Below are 19,729 nucleotides of genomic sequence, written 5' to 3' on the forward strand. Positions count from 1 at the left end.
TTTAATAAATATACTCTAAAATTGACATAAATAATCTACTGCAAGTTGAGATAATAAGGAAGATGCTATGCTCAAACATTTTTCATCTATATCAAACTTACTGTTGTGCAATTTATAGTTTATATTTTTTTCTTTATTACCTGTACCTATATACATAAATAAACCAGGTTTTTCTTTCATATAAATAGCAAAATCTTCACCTGTCATTGCTGGAAAATCAATCATTTCAACATTTTCATCTCCAAGTATTTTGCAAGCACTTTTTCTCCCCAGTTCTATCATATTTTTATCATTTATAATAGCATCTCCTCCTGCACTCTTTTCAAACTTGCAGTCTGCTCCATGTGCTTTACATACACTTCTTACTATGTTCTCTAGAATTTTACTTACTTCAATCACTTTTTCCTGACTTACTGCTCTAATAGTTCCTTGAAGTGTACATATATCTGGTATTATATTTTTGGAAACACCAGAATTAAAAGAGCAAACAGATACTACCACTGGTACAACTGGATCAATTTTTCTTGATACTATCTGTTGAATAGACGAATACACTGCATTTCCAACTGCAATTGGGTCTATACAATTGTGAGGCTCTGCTCCATGTCCACCCTTTCCGATTATTGTTATTTCGAAAGTATTAGTTGCTGCCATTGCACAATTTCTAGCTATTCCAATTTTTCCTGATTCAATGGTTGGCCAACAATGACCAGCTGCTAATACATCTACACCTTCAAGTACATTTTCTTTAATTACAATATCAGAACCACCTTTTTCTTCACCAGGTTGAAATAGTAACTTTACATTTCCATTTAGTTCTTCTTTTATATCATTTAAAATCATTGCTGTTCCTAACAACCATGAAACATGTGCATCATGCCCACAAGCATGCATATTATCATTTATTGATTTAAATTCTAAATCATTTTCCTCTTTTATTGGAAGAGCATCCATATCCGCTCTAAGTAGTATGGTTTTACCACTAATATTTTTTCCTTCTATAGTAGCTAATACTCCTGTGCCAGCAACATCTATATATTCTATATTAAGTTTATCTAGTTCTTCCTTTATAAGTTTGGATGTTTTAAATTCTTTAAATGCCAACTCTGGATTATGGTGTATCTGTCGCCTTATTTTTATGATTTTTTCCCTATTTTTTAGTGCAATAGATTTTATTTTAGTTTCAATCATTTACAATACCTCCATAACTTATTTTTATTTATAAAGACTACTATAAATACATTATAATACACAGATAACTATAGATAAATTTAGTATACTTATCTATAGTTATCAAAACTTTATATTTTAGTTTTGGAGTACTTATTTTTGTATATCAGCACTTACATCCATTCCAAACCATTTTTCAGATATTTTTTTCACTGTTCCATCTGCAAGCATTTCCTCTATTGCTTTGTTTACATCTTCTTTTATAGTCTTAGATTTTTCATCATCTTTCTTAAAGAAATATGCTATGTTAGTAACTGATAATTTATCATCTAATACTCTTATCTTAATGTTAGCTTTTTTAGCATCACCTACAACAGTAAGTTCCGCATCAATCCAGGCACTAACTCTTCCTAAGTCTAAATCTTGAATACCATTAGTTCCATCACCATAAACCTTTTCTTCAAATAAATTATCTTTATTAACACTAGCTGCAACTTGTTGACCTTGAGAACCTTCTGATACTGCTACAACTTTTCCTTTTAAATCTTCAAGTTTATTAATTTCATTATTTCCATCTTTTACAGCGATACATACAGCATCAGAACCATAAGGTATAGAAGCATCATATTTTTCTAATCTTTCTTTAGACATTCCAAAGAAGTTGGCTGCTACATCAACTTTACCAGAATCTAACATACCAAATATAGAACTAAAACCTGTTGGCTCCATTTTTATTTCATATCCACTTCTTTTACCAATCTCTTTCCACATGTCAACTTCAAAACCTTTATGCTCACCATTATCAACATAAGAATATGGGTCGGCTGAATTAGATGAAGCTACATTTATAACCTTTTCATCCTTTGCTTCCTCTTTTTTTGAACAACCAGTAGTTACAACTGCTAATGCTAAAACTGCTACTAAACATTTTATAATATTTCTTTTTATCATATCTCTTCTCCTCACACCATTTTTATGTAAAAATACTTTATATGTATTTTTTTAATATTCTAATAATCGCTTATCTTCTTTTCTAACTTTTTTTGTCCCCATCCTAAAGGAGTTATTATACACCAATAAATTACCATAACTGCTCCATACACTTCAAAGAACTTAAAACTCAATGCTCCTTGTGACTTAGCAGCACCCATTATATCATTTACTCCAACAACAAAAGCTACAGAAGACCCTTTAATTAAATCTATGAAATTATTGAATAATGATGGCAAGGCAACTCTTATAGCCTGTGGTATCACTATTCTTTTCATGGTTTGTAAATTTGTTAATCCCATTGCATATGATGCTTCTATCTGCCCTTTATCAATTGAAAGTATGGATGCTCTTATAGTTTCAGACATATAAGCTCCCATATTTAAACTAAGTACTATAGAGGTTGCAAATACTGGGTCCATGTTTTTAACAAAATCACTCATATATGCCAGTCCAAAATATAGAAAGAATAACTGTGGCATAAGAGGTGTACCTCTAAAGATAGATACATACACTTTACATATTTGATTCAATACTTTCACTTTGTAATAAGATGATAACGCTACTATTGTACCTATAATTAATGAAAATACTAATGAACTTATTGCCAAAATAACAGTTATATTGAATGATTTCATTATTATTGGAAATAATTCTAAAAAATATTTCATACTAAAAATCATAAAATAAGTCCCCCCTCACTTAATGTTGTTTTTTGCAAGCTTTTGTCACATGTTAAATTATAATAGAATTTTCTTTATTTTTCCAATAGAAAAAAACTATTTTATTAACTGACTATATAGACCCTTTTGATACTATATTTTTTTGATATTTAGACTACTAAATGTCTTTTTTCTAAAATTAAAAATTTATTTACAAGAAGGAACATATTTATATAACCTATCTTTAAACACCAAAATCTAATATGCTTTTCCTATCCTTTTTTCAACCTTGATTTGTATATTACTCAATACTATAGATACCGCCCAATAAATTAGTATCGTTACCATATATATCTCAAAAAACTTAAAACTTGATGCAGCTTCTACTTGAGCTACTCCCATTAAATCCTGTATTCCTATAGTCAAACCTAAGGAAGACCCCTTAATTATATCTAGTGTACAACTTACAATAGGAGGTACTGCAGATGTAGCTGCTTGAGGTAAGATTATTTTAACCATTGACTGATATTTACTTAATCCAAAAGCATAACAGGCCTCTTGTTGTCCTTTATCAACACTCTCAATGGATGCTCGTATAATTTCTGCCATGTATGCAGATGAATTTACACCTAAACAAATTACTATTGCTAAATAAGGAGAACAATTTTTCATGAAGGAAAATATCATCGGAAATCCAAAGTAAAAGAAAAATATTTGAATTAAAAGTGGTGTTCCTCTAAAGAATGAAATGTATATTCTAGTTATGTATTTCAAAATTTTTGATTTTGTCTGTGTAAAAAATGCAAGTATCACACCCAATAATATTGATATAAAAAATGCAACAATAGATATTAGTATTGTTATTCCCAAGGCTTTAATTAAAAATGGAAATATACTTAGACAAAATTCAAAGTTCAAATTACTCATTAGTAGGCTCCTTAGTAATATCTTTTCCTAGCCAAGTTTCAGATATTTTAGTCAAAGTTCCATCTTTGTGCATATCTGCAATTACTTTATTTACTTCTTTTGTCCATTCTTCACCTTTTTCATTTTTTTGAAGTGCAAAAGAACAAGCACCAAATTGAATAGGAGGTTCTACCATTTTAAGATTTAATTTTTGTTCTTTTATGGCTATTAAAGCCTCAACGTCCTGTGCAACCACTGCATCTAATCTTCCCATTTCTAGGTCTTGATAGTTCCCTTTAAGAGTTGCGCTTGAATAATTTACTATTTTTATTTCGCCATTTGGATACTTTTCTTTTAGTATTTCATTTGCCACTGCTCCAGTACCCACACCTACCTTTTTGCCAACTAAATCATCTATTGATTTTATACTATTATCATCTTTTCTAACAATAATATTTGTTCCACTATAATTATAAGCATCTGAAAAACCATATTTTTCCTTTCTGTCTGGTGTTGCAGTAAGTTGAGCAGATACTACATCTGCTTTATCAGCTTCTAATAATCCAAATAATCCACTAAAATCAGTTAATACCCATTCAACTTTACAATTAGTTCGTTTAGAAAATTCATCCCAGAAATCCACTTCAAACCCTTTAAGTTTATCTTTCTCTTTAAAAGCAAAGGGGAAATACGTTCCTGATGTAGCAACTCTTATAGTTTTTTGTTCTTCTTTATTTTTATTATTTCCTGATGAACATCCTGTAATTAAAAGTGATGATGCTAAAACAAGCATAATAATTAACTTAAGCTTCTTCATAGTTTGTTCTCTCCTTTTAAATCTAATTTTATTTCAATTTTTTATATAATACATTTCCAATAGTTTGAATCACTTGAACCATTATAATTATTATAATTACAGTTCCATACATTATGGTATCGTTAAATGTTTGATAACCATATATCAGAGCAACTGACCCCAAACCTCCTGCCCCTAATGCTCCTGCCATAGCAGAACTACCAAGTATTGATACAGTTGCAAGAGTTATACTTGAACATATAGATGGTATAGCTTCTCTAAACATAATACTAAACAATATTTGTAAATTTGAAGCACCAAAAGATTTAGCTGCTTCAATCATACCTTTATCAACTTCTCTAAGATTACTTTCAATTAATCTAGCTATAAATGGAGATGCAACTATTATAAGAGGTAACATAGCTGCTTGTTTTCCAATAGAAGTACCTACTACAAATCTTGTAATTGGAGTTATAGACACCGCCAATATGATAAATGGAAATGACCTAATTATATTTATCATCAAATCTAAAATCTTATATATGTATTTATTAGGTCTAAGTCCTTCATTTGAAGTTTCTACTAATATAATAGCTAATATAAAACCGATTATAGAAGATATAACAGTAGCCCATGTAACCATATAAATAGTATCAAACACTGCAGGAATTATTATTTTATTTATTACAAGACTTGGATTATCCATTATCTAAAGCCTCCCAAATTATGCATCTACTATTTAAATACTCACTAATTATTTTTTTATCTCTAGCATCCATGTTTATAACAGTGGTACCTATAATATCATCTCTGAATTTTTCTAGCTTAGAAGACACAATTGAAAAATTAACTGGAATTTGTTTTGCCATTTCTGGAATCAATGTATTTTTAGCTTTATCCTGTTTAAATAATATTCTTATATTTACACCTTCTTCTGGCATAATCTCCGATTGCTCTCCTAAAAGTCTCTTTAAGCAGTCTGGTTGATTCAAGAATAGCTTTTGGACATCTCCCAATGCAGCTATCTTTCCATATTCTAATATAGCTACTCTATTACATATTTCTCTAATAACATCCATTTGATGAGTGACTAATACTATAGTTATATTTAGTCTTTCATTTATTTCTCTCAAAAGTGATAGTATAGATTTTGTAGTTTCTGGGTCAAGTGCAGATGTCGCTTCGTCACTAAGTAAAATTTTAGGCTCCAGTGATAAAGCTCTAGCTATAGCAACTCTCTGGCGTTGTCCTCCACTCAATTCTTTAGGCTTTTGATATATCTTATCTTCTATACCTACTATTTTTACAAGTTCCATTACTTTTTTTTCTATTTCATCTTTTTTATATCCCCAACACTTCATTGGAATAGCTATATTATTATATACATTTTGTCTTTCTAATAGAGAAAAATGTTGAAATATCATTCCTATATTCTTTCTGTATTCTCTGATTTTGCGATGTGAATTGTTTTTTATTTCACATCCATCTACCAAAATTTCACCCTTTTCATAATCTTCCAATAGATTTATACATCTTAAAAGTGTAGATTTCCCAGCACCACTTTTCCCTATCAAACCAAATATTTCGCCTTGCTCTATAGAAAGAGATATATCTTTTAACACATCTAAACTTCCAAAAGATTTATACAATTTAGACACATTTATCAAATAATCACCTCAAGTTTTTCACATAGAATTAAGCCGTTTTTTATACACACATAAAACAGCTTAATTCTTTTAAATAGTTAAATCTAAAAATTATGTTATTTATCTTCTATAAGAACTGATGTAGTACCATAATTTTTCTCTATTATAGCTTTTACTTTTTCTCCTTTTAACTCTTTAGTTAAAGCTTTAGCCCATTCTTGGTCTTTATTTTCACTTTTAGTAGCTAAAACTATACCATATTCTGACCCATGCTCATCAAAAGCTAAAGCACTTTCTGGGTCTTTGTCAGATTTCATTATTTGTATTGCTCTAACCACTCCTAAATCTACATCTGGAAGTGCACTTGGAATTTTTACAGTATCCATTTCTATAAATTCTAGATTGTGTTTATTTTCAACTACCTCTAAAGGACTATAAGTTTTGACACCATCTTTTAATTTAATTAAACCTTCATCTGCTAATAAAACTAATGCTCTTGATTTATTAGTTGCATCTGATGGTATAGCAACTTTCATATTATCTTTAACATCATTTAAGCTTTTTAATTTATCTGAGTATACACCCATTTTTGAATAATAAATAGGCTCTCCTACTGCTGACAAGTCTGTACCTTTATCTTTATTAAATTGCTCTAAAAACGCACTATGTTGATAGAAATTGGCATCTAAAGTTCCTTCAGCAACTCCACTATTTGGACTTATTATATCTCCATCAAAAAGAGTAACTTCCATTTTATAACCATCATTTAAATAATCTTTTTGTACTGCATCTAACATTTCTTTTATAATAGGGTCAGATGTACCTACTTTAACAGTTTTTACTTCTTTTTTAGCAGACTCACTTTCTTTTTTTTCATTATCATTTCCAGAACATGCTACTAATGATAATGATAGTATAGCTATTAGTGATAAACTAATTAATTTTTTAATTTTCATGACTTCCTCCAATGATATTTTTATTAATATTTAAAATGTACATAATTTACCTTTTACAGCATTTTTACTGTAAATTCTAGCAGCATTCATAAATGCATGTATGTTCTCAATAGGAGTTCCTACTGGAATTTGACAACCAGGAGATAACGTAAATCCACATGGATTGTCACTTGCCTTTAAGATACATTCCTTTACTGATTCCATTACATCATTAATACTTCCATTTCTCATAATTTCTACTGGTGGTACATTTCCAGAGATACCCATACTGTTTCCAATTGCTTTTTTAACCTCTTCTAAATCTTCGCAATTATCAACACTAAACGCAGAAAGACCTACATCAACTAAATCTTGCCATCTGTCTTTAGTCTTTCCACATATATGTATAGATGGTGCTGAACCTGTAATTTCTTTAACTCCTAGTACGAATTCTTCTAAATATGGTTTTACAAATTCCTTAAACTGCACTAAGCTTATCAGATTAGATGAAGCTACTGGTTCAGCTAGACTGACACTTGACTCACATTCTTTATAAATTACTTCTGTGTATCTTAGCATACATTTTACTGTATATTTTAAAAGTTTATGTAAATTTTCTTTATTTTTAACAGTATCTTTTAGTATATTCTCAGCTCCTCTTATAGCTACAACATTACTAATTGGACCTGCTAAACTTGAACCTATAAATCTTTCATTTGAAAATTCATCTGTTAAGACTTTTAATGCTTCTATAATAGCTGGCATTCTCCCATCTTTATAAGGGTCTATTATATCTAAAGAATCAAGCATTGAATAATCTTTGAGTACAGGCTCAACTATAAAAGAGACTGAATCTTTGGGATATTTTAACTTAGAACCAAGAGCTTCTCCTATGCCTCTAAGACCTAAACCTACACCCATAGAATCCACATTAAAATCTCTTGCTAAATTTCGTTCCATTTCAATCATCATTTCTGAAGAATAATAATAATCACTTATATTTAATCCATACATAACAGGTGCTGTTTCAGATAAAGAAAATGAACATGGTAATCTATCAACTTCTTTTCCTGATTTATATAAAATTGCCCTTTCTTTAGGTGTTAATTCATCTTTTAATATTTTCATCTCAACACGCCCCAATAATTAAAATTTATATTACTTCAAAGTTAAAGTGCTTATAATATTCTGACTGTATATATCTTTTCATTGAATACACTTTTATTAGTATTTTTAATACAATTTTGCCCAAACATTCTTCCTTTACATATACCTTCTTTCAATAGAACATCTGCATAAGTCATATTATTATTAAAGTTAAGTTCTTCAATCTCCATAAGTCCTAAATTCAAAAGTGAAGTTGTTGTTCTTCCACAGATATGTATACTTGCTTTACCATTTATTTTCTGTTGTAATTCTTTAAATATTTCTATTGTTATATCACTACTTAAGTTACAAAAAGTTCTCTTACCTAAAATATCCATATTTCCAGTTGGGTCAGCATAAGATATAATTTTAGCTCCAGATTCTACTCCTTTAACAGCATACTCTACAATAAAATCTTTTACATATTCTAGAATTTTGTATAAATCATTTTTTCTATTTTTCAAAGCTTTTACTATATTTGTTAAGTCTATTAAGCTACTCAAAATGGTAATTGGGCCTTCAATACTTAAAATAACATCTTCGTTTTCAGATGATAATTTTTTTATTGCCTTTAATACTTCATTAGCTTCTACTTCATCTAAATAAACTTTTTGAAGATTTAATAATTCTTCAATATCATTATATTTATAGCTTTTTACTCTTGGTGTACTCAATTCATCAATTAAAATATTTGCTCCTAAACTTTGTGCACACATAGTGTCACATAACGGAAGATAACAAACTCTATTTTTTGTACTTTCTTTTAAAAGTTTTGTAGCCTTTACCATTTCATCACATTTTAGATAAACATCTGGTATTTTTAGATTGTTTTCCTTTAGAAATTTTAACTCTTCCATTCCTGTAGTATCATATGTACATTTAAAATTGTATTTTTCTTTAATTTTAACTCACCTCCACTTACTTATTTACTCAACTTACTTATATCAAAGCTTAAACAACTTGCAAATAAACGTTCATAATCTTCTAGTAATGATAATTCTAAGTAATCACATGTTTTCAAAACATCATTTACTTCAGCTCTTTTTGATATATCTAAAAGGCATAAAATTGCACCACTTTTAGAGGAATTTCCAATATAACTAATTTTATCTTTAAATTCTACAGGAACCATTCCTACACCAACAATACTTTCAACCTTTAAATGTGCTCCAAATTGACCAGCTATTATTACTTTGTCAATATCTCTAGGATTTAACTTTAAATTATGTAACATAGATAAAATACCAGATAAAATAGCTCCTTTTGCCAGCTGAACTTGTCTAATATCATTTTGAGTAATATATATATTATATTTTTTAGATAATACTATACTTCTCTTTTTACCATCCTCTACCAAAAGATTTTTAAGAAAATTATCCTCATTAAAATCATCTTTTTTCTTTAGCCTTCCGCTCTTATTAATCAAACCCGCTTTATATATTTCAGATATAGAATCTAAAATACCACTTCCACAAATACCATTTGGATTTCCCTGTCCTATAATATCTATTTGTATTCCCTCATCTTTGATACTTATTCCCTCAATAGCTCCCTCACCTGCTCGTACTCCACAAGTTATATTCATTCCTTCTAATGCTGGTCCAGCAGCACACGAACATGCAATTAATTTTCCACAATCAGATAAAATCATTTCTCCATTAGTTCCTATGTCTATGAAAAGTATCTTCTGATTTACTTTTTTTAAATTTGTGACAATAGCACCTGCAGTAATATCAGCACCTATAAATGCAGACACACTTGGTAAGCAATAAAGCCTCGTGTAATTTGATATTTCTAGACCTATATCTGAAGCTAAAAAAGTCTTACTATCTTTAAACATCGGTCTATATGGATTTATTCCTAAACTTTTAGGATTTATTCCTAAGAGTAAATGTAACATTGTAGTATTTGCAGCAATTGATATATCATAAATGTTTTCCTTTGCTATTTTATTATCCTCACACAAATAATTAAATAGATTATTTAAACATTCAACAACCACTTTACTTAGAATTTCTGCTCCATTTTTCTCTTTTGATGCAAAATTAATTCTTGATAACACATCCAATCCATAGCTTTTTTGAGGATTTATAGAAGAAGCACTTTTAATTTCTTTACCAGTATTTAAATCTATTAATGATACCACCATAGTAGTTGTACCAATATCAACTGCAAATCCATACATCAAACTTCTTGTATCTCCATTTTCTATGGATATAATCTTTCCATCATACCTAGTTATTGTATAGGTTTCTCCTTCTTTTAAGTTAGAAAACCTTTTTATTACATTTAAGGGTAAACTTTCTTTATCTTCTAATAATAATTTTTCTACTGCATCACTTTGTAAAAGAGACTTTTCTGAAAATATCTTGCATTCTTTTCTTACAGCAGGATTTAAATCAAACTTAGGCATATAACCTTCATCTAATACTTCTACTTTTTTTTCATCATGCAACAATTCTATATCAATATCTCCATGTACTTGATATAAACATGCTAACCTAATATTATCTAAAACTTCTTCCTCACTTAAAAACCTTCTTTGTTCCTCTAAATTCTTATCTTTAATATTACTTAAGATTTTAACCTTACATTTTCCACAATACCCTTTACCTGCACAGGGGTTTTCAATCATTATTCCATTTTCTTTTAAAATTTCTAACAAATTTTTTCCAGAATCAAACTTTAATCTTTTTTGTTCTCCATATCTATCATTTACAGTTAATATGTACATTTTGACACCTACCATATGCTTAACATTCACTTTCTCGTGCACTCAGAACCATTGATTGTATATTTTTAATTGGAGTCCTAGCTCCTATTCCACATGCTGGAGATAAAATATTTATACCATTTTTTATACATCTTCTTCCTATTTCTCCAACTTTATCCTCAGTTCCATATTCAAGGGCATATGTACTTACATTACCAATAATTGCTTTGTTAGGAACATTTAATACAACCTGTTTTTCATCAGTTATTGAATCAAAACTTATACCTAAACTACGAATACTATTCAATTGAGGATATATAGTTTTTAATCTTCCACAAATATGTACTATGCTTGGAATATTATTTTCATCTTCATTTAATGAATCTAAAATTCTATTTATATATGGAACCACAAATTCTTCAAATTTTTTAGGTCCAAGTATTTCTCCTGTAGCACTTGGGTCAGCAATAGCTATTAAATCTGCACCAGCTTCAATTTGTGCCTTTGCAAATTTAATTATATTTTCTGTCACAAACTCTAAAAGCTTATGGACACTTTCTCTATCTTTTCTCAATTCTCTATAAAATATAGTAGGTTCAATTAAAGATGTAGCAACGCTTATTGGACCGACTACATTGGCAATGATAGGTACATCACTATCTTTATTTTTTAGATACTTAATTGCATCTATAACAACTTTTGCTCGTCCAATATTTATATCAAGTTCTTTTAATTTTGTGTAATCAGATATTGTGTCCATAGGATAAAAGTTCACTCTAGGTTCTGTGATTTTAGTTCCAAAATCAACTTTAGCTCCCATTGCCTCAGCTTCTATAGTCATACAAAATGGTACGCCACAATTTTCAAAACCATCATTTTCATAGATACCATAAGTGAGTTCTGCCATTTTAATAGCATCAAAATGTGCATCAGGCCAACTTATTCCTTTCATATCCATCACATCTTCTACAACCATGTTCATCATACCACCAGGGCAAATACAAGGAGGTCTATCAACAGACTCTCTATTTAAAACTTTCAATAATCTCTCTTTGCAAGTATACAAATTAATTTACCATCCTTTTTATATAATATAAATAACGCTTAGGATACTAATTTTTTTGCCAATTCAACAGCTTTTGCTGCTGATGGTGAATATCCATCTGCTCCTATCTTTTTAGCATAGCTTTCAGATATAGGACCTCCACCTATCATTATTTTAAAACTATCTCTTATTCCTTGACCTTTTAAATCTTCTATTAAAACTTCCATATTATCCATAGTTGTAGTCATAAGAGTAGACATTGCTATAATATCAGCATTTACTTCCTTAGCTTTTTCAACAAATTCACTCATAGGTATATCTCTTCCTAAATCGTAAACTTCAAATCCAGCTGTTTCTAACATTATTTTTACTATATTTTTTCCAATATCATGAGTATCACCTTGCACAACACCCATTACTATTTTTCCAGTTTTCTTTGAATCTTCTTTTTTAATATGAGGTTTTAAAACATCAATACCTGCATTCATTGCATCTGAACATAAAAGTAGTTCTGGAACATAATATTCCTCTTCTTCATATAACTCACCAGCTCTTTGCATTCCAACAGAAAGCCCCTTATCTATTCCTTCAAATGCGTCAAAATTTTGTTTTAAATATTCTTCAGCTATCTCTACTACTTGTTCTTCTTCCATCTCAACTACATTATGAGCTAATTTTTTTAACAATTCCTCTTTTTCTTTACTCATATATATTTCCCCCTTAACCAATTTAATTTTCATTTTTCCAATTTTTAAAATTGAACAATAATAGTAACCATAAGGTCATTTTTAAAATACTTTTATGTCAAAATAATTTATCTTATCTTAAATTTAATATTTTTATTATTTTTTGTCTAATATGAAAAATCTATTTACTAACTAGCATATATTCAAAGAGTCTATTCCATAATGTCAATATGAATATCTTAATCATATCTTCCGAAATCTTCTACTGCTTTCACCATAGCTTGTACATTACATGCTGGAGCAAGAGGAGTTAATGCACAATCTGGCATCAATATAAATCCTCCTGGAGAATATTTCATTTGTTCAATTGCTTTTCTACTCTCTTCATATACATCTTCAGGTTTCCCTGAATGTATAATAGAGTTTCTTACATTTCCACCAATAATGTATTCATCTCCCAAAACTTCTGCTGTCTCTCTCATATCCATCTCATAACCTAATGTAAATACAGTTCTTCTTGGTAATTTTAATTCATTTGTCCAGTATTTTAAGTTTTCCTTATGGTCTCCACAAAGATGTACTATCCATTTCTTAATCCCCCATTCTTGATACATATCTTGAATCTCTTTTATATATGGAATGGAGAATTTTTCAAAATCTTTTGAAGAAATTATTCCATGAGATTCCATAGGATATGCTGAAAATGTTGATATTTTTTCTACACCAAATATATCTATGCTTTTCTTTGTTATTGCCATCATGTAATCAGTCACCATTCTAAGAAGATGATGTATTACTTCAGGGTCTTTTCTTAAGGATTTTAATAATAGTTCTGTTCCTAGAATACTTTGTACTCCACCAAATGGAGAACCTGATGGAACTGAAAATCCAAACCCATTTTCCACACATATTTTAGAAAATTTCAAAGACCTAATTGCTGATGGTGCAGTGTCTACATCAGGTATTTTTAGATTTTTAACATCTTTTATATCCTCTATAGGTCTTCTTATCACTTTTGGTAGTCTTATTCTTGGAGTTTCTGAAAACATTAATTCACCACCAAAATCCCAAGTCTGCCATTCTGGAATAGCATAACCTGGAGTAGCATCGTACTTATGTAAATTTATTGAACACATTTGAGCTTTAAAAGCTTTTTCAGGTTCCATATAATATTCTTTTGAAGAATAATTTGAAATGTTAGCCGCATATAAAGTAACGTTTGGATTAACTGGTATACGGTCTAACTTTTCTTTATTCATTAATGCTTTCATTCTTTCAGCAGAAGTCAATTCCATCATCATCATCTCCTAATTTAATATATTGTTTGATAAATTATTATAGTAACATAGAAAAAATCACCTTAAAAATTTCAGCTTTTAAGGCAATTTCTTTCTCTGCATCTATTTATCTAACTTAACATTTTTTTGAGCATTTTTTAAAAAAGTATCATCTATAGCCTTTTCACGAGGTATTTCTTTTTTAATAACACCTGAAGCCATAGACATTCTATTTATAGCTGCATATCCATCATCAGTGAAACTTCCATCTTTAGAATATATATTATTATCTTTTATTTCTTTTACAGAATCTTCAAGCATTTCATTTCCTGGGAATAATGGTTTCAATGTTTCTATTGTTTTTTCTGCAGAGTTTTCATTTGTCCATAATATAGCTTTATATATAGCATTTACATATTTTTGTACTGTTTCTGGATTCTCTTTTATATATTTATCTGTAGTAAATGTTATATACATTTCATAATTTTCAGAACCAATTAACTTTTTATGAACTTCTGGATTATATATATCTTCAACTAACTTATTACCTGCATCAAGTACAATTTTACGAGCAGATGGAGATACATAACTACCTGCAACATCTTCTTTTTCTAAAGCTGCAACTAATGCTGAGTTTGGAAGATTTACATATGTAGCATCAGTATCTGGATTAAGACCATTTTCTTTTAACACAGAACGTACAAATGCTCTAGGAGATGAACCACTATCAGCACCATTTATAGTTTTACCTTTCATATCTTTTACACTGCTATATTTTGGTGCTACCACAAATGAATATGGATATTTTTGTGTAGTTGAAAGTAATAACTTAGTGCCTTGATTTTTTTCATTAAAACCTAAAATCATTTCTGGACCATATAGACCAAATTGAGCATCACCAGATAACACTGGTGCTGTTGGCATATCACTTTGTACTGTAACAAATTCTACATCTAAACCTTCTTCTTCAAAAAATCCTAGTGCTTTTGCTAAGTATGCTGGTCCCCAAAGCTCACCTCTCACTGGTTCAGATACTTTAACTTTTTCTAACTGTTTTGTTTCTTTTTTAGCATTTTTTGAACTCTTTTCTTCTTCTTTTCCAGAGTTACAAGCAACCATACCCAATAACATAACACTACATAACAAAATCGAAATAAATTTTTTCATATTTTCTCTCCTCACATTATTTTTTAGTCAATACTCTCTCTCCACCTTAAAATTCTTTTTTCCACATGTTTTAATATATAATCAAGCATTGACATTATAAACATCATTAAAAAGATACAAGATAATACTCTTGTAATATTGTAAACACCTCCAGCTGCTTGTACCATCCATCCTAATCCCTGATTAGAACCTAAATATTCTCCAACTATTGCACCTAAAACTGAAGCCCCTGCTCCTGAACGTAAACTAGCCATAATCCAAGGAACACAGGAAGGTAATATTACTTTTTGTATAATCTGCAACTTGGATGCACCCATAATTTTTAATGTATTTATTAAATTTATATCTACATTTTTAAAACCTGCATATGCATTAAAAAACACCAAAAAGAACACCATTATTGCAGCCATAAAAATTTTGGCTTGTAACCCTATTCCAAACCAAATTATAAATAAAGGCCCTAGTGATAGTTTTGGTAATCCATATAATCCTACTAATATTGGGTCAAATATATCTGCTAAAAGTGGTATATTTCCAAATAAAAATGCTATTATTACTCCAAATACTACACCATAAAATAAACCAAATAATGAAGCTTTTAACGTTATATAAATATGGGGCCATATTTCACCCGTACCAAACATAGCTATTAAATCTTTTATGATACTCAATGGTGAACTAAAGAAAAAAGTATTAATGAAATTATTATCAGATAGATATTCCCAAACCATTAAAAATACTGCTATAAAAATTAAACAATAACATTTTTTTAGTATTTTTTTAAGCTCCATACTCGCCCATCTCCTCTTTTCTCCCTTTTATTACTTCAGACTTTATATCATCCCAAATTTGCTTTTCTAATTCTATAAATTGAGAGCTTGATTTACTTTCAATATTATTACGTGGTCTAGGTAAATCTACAATATATTCTGATTTAATAGATGAAGGTCTATAACTCATAAGTATAATTCTATCTGCTAATGTTATTGCTTCTGATATATCATGAGTAATATACACAATAGTATTTTTTCTTTTTTCCCAAATATTTAAAATTTCATCTTGTAACAATTCTCTTGTAAATACATCTAATGGACCAAATGGTTCATCCATAAAAATAACATCTGGATTTTGGGCTAAAGCACGCATTATAATCGCCCTTTTTCTCATACCTCCAGAAAGCTCATATGGATATTTTTCCTCAAAACCAGCTAAACCACTAGTTTGCATAAGCTCTTTTGCCAATTTTATTCTATGTTTTTTATCTTCTCCCCTTATCTCAAGACCAAGAGCAATATTATCAACTATCTTCCTCCAAGGAAGTAAAGTATCCATCTGTGATATGTATCCTATTTTATGTCTTCCAAAATGCAATGGTTTTCCATCAATTAAGACTTCTCCTTTTGTAGGTTTTAACATACCACACATTATGTTTAAAAGTGTACTTTTTCCACATCCACTAGAACCAACAATAGCTAGAAATTCTCCTTTTTTTACAGAAAGGTCTATATCATTAATAGCATGTATATGTTCTCCATTTTTAGATTGATAATAATGAGTAATATTTTTTAAAATTAATGTATTTGTATTTTCCATTTCAATACCCCTTATTTATATACTACAAATATAATACAATTTTCTATTTATTGTATTATACTTCGACTTTGAACAACATAAGTTTAATATTTTTTCCATTCTTTGTCCAATAGCAAAAAACTATCCCCCATAGCCATATTATAGTATCCAACTATATCCATAAAAAAAACTACATTAAGTTTGTTATAATACAAACTCAATGTAGTCTTTCATAAAAAACATCTTACAACTAAGTGTAAGTCACTATTTTTTGATTTATTTATTAAATTCTAATGCTCCTGTAGGACATACCATTACACAAGGTGAATCCATACCACATTCATATCTTTCAACACACCCATTACACTTATTTGCCTTGCCATCCTTGCTATAATTCAAAGCTCCATATTCACAAGCTTTCTCACAAAGTTTACATCCTATACAATTTTGATTATCCAATAAAACAAACCCATCATCTTTTTTAAAACAGCCTTTAGGGCATATATCCAAACATTTTGGCTCATCACAATGGATACATGCTAACGAAAAATATTCTATATTTTCACCATCTTCCATTGTAAATACACGTCTAAAAAATTCGCCATTATCTATATTATTATCATTTTGGTCTACACAAGCAAGTAAACATGCTCCACATGCTGTACATAATTCTTTATTAAATTTAAATAAACTTTTCATTTTATCCCTCCATCTATCTATTCATCTTTTCAATCTTACACTTACAACTTCTATATGCAGGGAATCCACTATAAGGGTCAAAATTATCACAAATGATGCTATTTACATCAGCTTCTCTGTATCCATGATACATATGTATATTTCTGTATAAAACTCTGTCTGTAACATTAACTTTCACATTTAAACTTCCTATCTTAGTAGTTATTTTTATATAATCTCCATTAATAACATCCAATTCTTTTGCATCTAAACTAGAAATATCACAACTAGCTTCATTTTTTAATAGCCTTGAAAGCTTTATGTCATGAAGTCTTGAATGTAATGCATTTGGAATTCTTGCTCCTGATGTCAATAGATGAGTATAATCACTATCTATATCATCATTAAATCCTCTATATGTTGGTAGTGCATCTAACCCAAAATCTTTATATTTTTCAATAATTACAGATTTTAATTCAAACTTAGATGTGCTAGTATCATATCCATCTCTTGTGTATGAACCTACTATGTATGGTTTAAAGTCTTTACATTTTAATGGCAAATCACTTTCTTTAAGTTTATCTACATCCACACATGTATCTTTGAACATATGTCTTATACTTGCTTCATAACCTGCCTTTAATAAGTCATCATCTATATCCATAACATTTGCTAAATCTGAAAGTATTTCTACATCTGATTTTGAATCATATAATGTATCAATAACCTTTTTAGTATATGTAATATATCCACCTGGATAACTCTTACATTCTTCTCTTTCAAAAGATGTACATGCAGGTAAAAGTATATCTGCATATTTTGATGCATCTGTCATAAATAAGTCTATATTTACAAAAAAATCTACAGTATCTAATGCTTTGAAAAGTCTGCCCGAATTAGGAAACATTCTAGCATTTATCCCATGGCAAAACAAAGCTTTTATTTCATATGGTGTTTTTTCTTCTATCTGCCTTGTTAAATCCATAGCCTGAAATTGAGTCACCATCTCATTCCATAGAGGAAACCTTTCTCCACCAATTCTTTCATTTATATTTTTAGGTAGAACCTCTTTTACAAAATCTTTCTCTAGTGCTTGAAATCCACCTAACTTACCAGCAAAGTAATCTTGTTTTGGTATATTACCACCTACTCTGTCATAATTACCTGTTATAGCTGATAAAGACATCATTGCTCTATAGTTTTGAAATCCATTTTGATGATGAACTATTGGAGCTGCACTTTCATTTATACAAAATGGACCTTGAGACAACATATCTACTGCTTTTATTATATCATCCTTAGAAACACCTGTAATCTTACTTACAGTATCTAAATCAAATGATTTGACATATTCTTTATATTCGTTAAATCCATATACATGTTTTTCTATGTATTCTTTATCTATTAAATCTCTTTGTATAAATAGATTTGCCATACCAAGAGCCAAGGCCCCATCAGTACCAGGTTTAACTCTCAAATGAAGGTCTGCTATTTTTTGAGTTGTTGGTGTTATTCTAGGGTCTACAATTATAAACTTTATTCCTTTTTCTTTTAATTTTATAAGATTTACACTATTTAAAAATTTAGAGTAGTATGGATTAAATCCCCACCCTAAGTAAGTCTTTGTATTTTCCATATCTTGCATTGTAAAGTTTCTCCCAGTCGCAACATTTCCAGCCATCTGTGCTGATGTTGAGCATGAGCTAGATTCTGTGCCATAATTAGGAGAACCAAAGGAAGATGCAAACCTTTGTAAAAACGGTCTATACCACTTTCCATAACCTGTAAAAAATGCTACATGCTTTGCTCCATATTCACTTTTTATTTTATTTAATTTCTCTCCTATTTCACTATAAGCCTCTTCCCATGATATTGGCTTAAACTTACCTTCACCTCTTTTACCAATTCTCTTTAATGGTGTCTTTATTCTATCTTCTCTATAGATATACTCTCTATTACAAAGACCTTTTGTACATAGCAATCCTTTGTTCATTGGATGTTCTTTTGTACCTTCTATTTTTATAATTTTACCATCTTTAACATATGCATCAATTCCACAATGTATCCCTGGAGAACAAATATCGCACAAAGTTCTCTTTATTTCTATGCCAGTTTCTTCACATGGTATTTTAGCTTTAAGCAAATTACAACTATTCATATTGACACTCTCCTTTCCTAATAATAAATATAATTATTAAACTTATTATACATTCTTTTCATTCAAATATCATATTTTAAATCCTATATATTATAATATTTAAGAATATTTTAATAATAAAGCTTTATATTTCTAATATTTATTTAGATAATTATTTTTCATTCATAGTTTATAAGATAATA

Annotated in this window: 19 protein-coding genes; all 19 read right to left on the reverse strand. The window is 29.4% G+C overall.

The genetic code is table 11. The features are described 5' to 3' along the window. Positions 1-15: 15 nt before the first annotated feature. The 19 genes from Q3287_RS03965 to Q3287_RS04055 all read right to left on the reverse strand — a co-directional run bounded on the left by Q3287_RS03965 (position 16) and on the right by Q3287_RS04055 (position 19,547). Positions 16-1,191 (reverse strand): M20 family metallopeptidase, encoded by a 1,176-nt coding sequence (locus Q3287_RS03965; protein ID WP_223152904.1) that lies wholly within the window; start codon positions 1,189-1,191, stop codon positions 16-18. Positions 1,192-1,323: 132 nt separating this feature from the next. Then, entirely contained in the window at positions 1,324-2,121 is a 798-nt protein-coding gene (locus Q3287_RS03970; RefSeq protein WP_054276944.1) for an amino acid ABC transporter substrate-binding protein, read from the reverse strand. 59 nt (positions 2,122-2,180) lie between these two features. Then, on the reverse strand, positions 2,181-2,843 hold the full coding sequence (locus Q3287_RS03975) for an amino acid ABC transporter permease (RefSeq protein WP_054276945.1): 663 nt from the start codon (positions 2,841-2,843) through the stop codon (positions 2,181-2,183). Between the two features lie 237 nt (positions 2,844-3,080). After that, entirely contained in the window at positions 3,081-3,749 is a 669-nt protein-coding gene (locus Q3287_RS03980; protein WP_223152903.1) for an amino acid ABC transporter permease, read from the reverse strand. Continuing rightward, the gene (locus Q3287_RS03985; protein ID WP_167640614.1) at positions 3,742-4,545 is read right to left on the reverse strand and encodes a transporter substrate-binding domain-containing protein; all 804 of its coding nucleotides are present in this window, start codon (positions 4,543-4,545) and stop codon (positions 3,742-3,744) included. The genes Q3287_RS03980 and Q3287_RS03985 overlap by 8 nt, the downstream gene beginning before the upstream one ends. Before the next feature lie 28 nt (positions 4,546-4,573). Then, on the reverse strand, positions 4,574-5,230 hold the full coding sequence (locus Q3287_RS03990) for a methionine ABC transporter permease (RefSeq protein WP_223152902.1): 657 nt from the start codon (positions 5,228-5,230) through the stop codon (positions 4,574-4,576). Beyond that, positions 5,223-6,191: a methionine ABC transporter ATP-binding protein gene (locus Q3287_RS03995; RefSeq protein WP_223152901.1), complete on the reverse strand. Its 969-nt coding sequence runs from the start codon at positions 6,189-6,191 to the stop codon at positions 5,223-5,225. The genes Q3287_RS03990 and Q3287_RS03995 overlap by 8 nt, the downstream gene beginning before the upstream one ends. A 95-nt stretch (positions 6,192-6,286) precedes the next feature. Then, positions 6,287-7,126, reverse strand: a complete 840-nt coding sequence (locus Q3287_RS04000) for a MetQ/NlpA family ABC transporter substrate-binding protein (RefSeq protein WP_054270637.1) — start codon at positions 7,124-7,126, stop codon at positions 6,287-6,289. Positions 7,127-7,156: 30 nt separating this feature from the next. Further along, positions 7,157-8,233: a uroporphyrinogen decarboxylase family protein gene (locus Q3287_RS04005; RefSeq protein ID WP_223152900.1), complete on the reverse strand. Its 1,077-nt coding sequence runs from the start codon at positions 8,231-8,233 to the stop codon at positions 7,157-7,159. Between the two features lie 50 nt (positions 8,234-8,283). Beyond that, positions 8,284-9,108: a uroporphyrinogen decarboxylase family protein gene (locus Q3287_RS04010; protein ID WP_219673354.1), complete on the reverse strand. Its 825-nt coding sequence runs from the start codon at positions 9,106-9,108 to the stop codon at positions 8,284-8,286. A gap of 65 nt (positions 9,109-9,173) precedes the next feature. Beyond that, positions 9,174-10,985, reverse strand: coding sequence for an ASKHA domain-containing protein (locus Q3287_RS04015; protein ID WP_219673353.1), 1,812 nt, complete (start codon positions 10,983-10,985; stop codon positions 9,174-9,176). A 19-nt stretch (positions 10,986-11,004) separates the two neighbouring features. Continuing rightward, the gene (locus Q3287_RS04020) at positions 11,005-12,030 is read right to left on the reverse strand and encodes a methylcobamide:CoM methyltransferase MtbA (protein WP_223152898.1); all 1,026 of its coding nucleotides are present in this window, start codon (positions 12,028-12,030) and stop codon (positions 11,005-11,007) included. A gap of 38 nt (positions 12,031-12,068) precedes the next feature. Next, positions 12,069-12,716 carry a corrinoid protein gene (locus tag Q3287_RS04025; RefSeq protein ID WP_074179621.1) on the reverse strand — a complete coding sequence of 216 codons (648 nt, stop codon included), beginning with the start codon at positions 12,714-12,716 and terminating at the stop codon, positions 12,069-12,071. A gap of 218 nt (positions 12,717-12,934) precedes the next feature. After that, positions 12,935-13,993, reverse strand: coding sequence for a uroporphyrinogen decarboxylase family protein (locus Q3287_RS04030; RefSeq protein ID WP_407963560.1), 1,059 nt, complete (start codon positions 13,991-13,993; stop codon positions 12,935-12,937). A 102-nt stretch (positions 13,994-14,095) separates the two neighbouring features. Continuing rightward, a complete protein-coding gene (locus tag Q3287_RS04035; protein ID WP_407963561.1) occupies positions 14,096-15,139 on the reverse strand; it encodes an ABC transporter substrate-binding protein in 1,044 nt (347 codons plus the stop codon). Positions 15,140-15,162: 23 nt separating this feature from the next. Then, entirely contained in the window at positions 15,163-15,930 is a 768-nt protein-coding gene (locus Q3287_RS04040; RefSeq protein WP_054270645.1) for an ABC transporter permease, read from the reverse strand. After that, positions 15,920-16,732: an ABC transporter ATP-binding protein gene (locus Q3287_RS04045; RefSeq protein WP_054270646.1), complete on the reverse strand. Its 813-nt coding sequence runs from the start codon at positions 16,730-16,732 to the stop codon at positions 15,920-15,922. Before Q3287_RS04045 ends, Q3287_RS04040 begins: the two co-directional genes overlap by 11 nt. A 255-nt stretch (positions 16,733-16,987) precedes the next feature. Continuing rightward, positions 16,988-17,410, reverse strand: a complete 423-nt coding sequence (locus Q3287_RS04050) for a 4Fe-4S dicluster domain-containing protein (RefSeq protein WP_054270647.1) — start codon at positions 17,408-17,410, stop codon at positions 16,988-16,990. A 13-nt stretch (positions 17,411-17,423) separates the two neighbouring features. Beyond that, on the reverse strand, positions 17,424-19,547 hold the full coding sequence (locus Q3287_RS04055; protein ID WP_167640620.1) for a molybdopterin-dependent oxidoreductase: 2,124 nt from the start codon (positions 19,545-19,547) through the stop codon (positions 17,424-17,426). Positions 19,548-19,729: the final 182 nt, after the last annotated feature.

The sequence above is a fragment of the Clostridioides sp. GD02404 genome (assembly GCF_045898275.1).
GTDB classification, from domain to species: domain Bacteria; phylum Bacillota; class Clostridia; order Peptostreptococcales; family Peptostreptococcaceae; genus Clostridioides; species Clostridioides difficile_A.

Bases quoted from the DNA above. Each gene is read 5' to 3' on its own strand.
- Q3287_RS04050 (WP_054270647.1), bottom strand. From the start codon at position 17,410: ATGAAAAGTTTATTTAAATTTAATAAAGAATTATGTACAGCATGTGGA.
- Q3287_RS03975 (WP_054276945.1), bottom strand. From the start codon at position 2,843: ATGATTTTTAGTATGAAATATTTTTTAGAATTATTTCCAATAATAATG.
- Q3287_RS03965 (WP_223152904.1), bottom strand. From the start codon at position 1,191: ATGATTGAAACTAAAATAAAATCTATTGCACTAAAAAATAGGGAAAAA.
- Q3287_RS03990 (WP_223152902.1), bottom strand. From the start codon at position 5,230: ATGGATAATCCAAGTCTTGTAATAAATAAAATAATAATTCCTGCAGTG.
- Q3287_RS04035 (WP_407963561.1), bottom strand. From the start codon at position 15,139: ATGAAAAAATTTATTTCGATTTTGTTATGTAGTGTTATGTTATTGGGT.
- Q3287_RS04010 (WP_219673354.1), bottom strand. From the start codon at position 9,108: ATGGAAGAGTTAAAATTTCTAAAGGAAAACAATCTAAAAATACCAGAT.
- Q3287_RS04055 (WP_167640620.1), bottom strand. From the start codon at position 19,547: ATGAATAGTTGTAATTTGCTTAAAGCTAAAATACCATGTGAAGAAACT.
- Q3287_RS03985 (WP_167640614.1), bottom strand. From the start codon at position 4,545: ATGAAGAAGCTTAAGTTAATTATTATGCTTGTTTTAGCATCATCACTT.
- Q3287_RS04030 (WP_407963560.1), bottom strand. From the start codon at position 13,993: ATGATGGAATTGACTTCTGCTGAAAGAATGAAAGCATTAATGAATAAA.
- Q3287_RS04015 (WP_219673353.1), bottom strand. From the start codon at position 10,985: ATGTACATATTAACTGTAAATGATAGATATGGAGAACAAAAAAGATTA.
- Q3287_RS03970 (WP_054276944.1), bottom strand. From the start codon at position 2,121: ATGATAAAAAGAAATATTATAAAATGTTTAGTAGCAGTTTTAGCATTA.
- Q3287_RS03980 (WP_223152903.1), bottom strand. From the start codon at position 3,749: ATGAGTAATTTGAACTTTGAATTTTGTCTAAGTATATTTCCATTTTTA.
- Q3287_RS04025 (WP_074179621.1), bottom strand. From the start codon at position 12,716: ATGAGTAAAGAAAAAGAGGAATTGTTAAAAAAATTAGCTCATAATGTA.
- Q3287_RS04005 (WP_223152900.1), bottom strand. From the start codon at position 8,233: ATGAAAATATTAAAAGATGAATTAACACCTAAAGAAAGGGCAATTTTA.
- Q3287_RS04040 (WP_054270645.1), bottom strand. From the start codon at position 15,930: ATGGAGCTTAAAAAAATACTAAAAAAATGTTATTGTTTAATTTTTATA.
- Q3287_RS04045 (WP_054270646.1), bottom strand. From the start codon at position 16,732: ATGGAAAATACAAATACATTAATTTTAAAAAATATTACTCATTATTAT.
- Q3287_RS04000 (WP_054270637.1), bottom strand. From the start codon at position 7,126: ATGAAAATTAAAAAATTAATTAGTTTATCACTAATAGCTATACTATCA.